This window comes from Streptomyces sp. SID12501 (assembly GCF_010550245.1).
Lineage (GTDB): Bacteria > Actinomycetota > Actinomycetes > Streptomycetales > Streptomycetaceae > Streptomyces.
The window spans coordinates 1-409 of sequence record NZ_JAAGLU010000884.1; the positions used below are offsets into that span (position 1 = coordinate 1).

Genomic DNA, 409 nt, shown 5'->3' on the forward strand with positions numbered 1-409 from the left:
AGGGTGAAGGCGAGGGCGGCGGCCATCTGCTCGGCGACGTCGAGGACCACGTCGACGGGGAGCGGGCGCGCCTCGTTGTCCTCCATCAGCTGGCTGAGGTTGCGGCCCTCCAGCAGTTCCATGACCAGGTAGAGGGGTCCGCCGGCCGCGCTGTCGTCGCCGAAGTCGTGGACCACGGTGACGCCGCGGTGCTGGAGGGAGGCGGCGACCCGGGCTTCGCGGCGGAAGCGCTCGCGCAGGACCTGGGTGAAGTGGGCGTCCTGGTCGTGCCCGACCGGCTTGAGGCACTTGACGGCGACCTGCCGGCCCAGCGATTCGTCACGGGCGCGCCACACCTCGCCCATGCCACCGCGCCCGATCAGATCGAGCGACCGGTACCGGCCCTGGATCAGTCTGGACTCCGCCATGT

Annotated in this window: 1 protein-coding gene; it reads right to left on the bottom strand. The window is 71.4% G+C overall.

Going from position 1 to position 409, the window contains the following annotated elements; all coding sequences use genetic code 11:
- The coding region (locus G3I71_RS48965) for a protein kinase (protein WP_164325451.1) at nt 1–407 on the bottom strand (407 nt) is incomplete at its 3' end.
- Nucleotides 408–409: the final 2 nt, after the last annotated feature.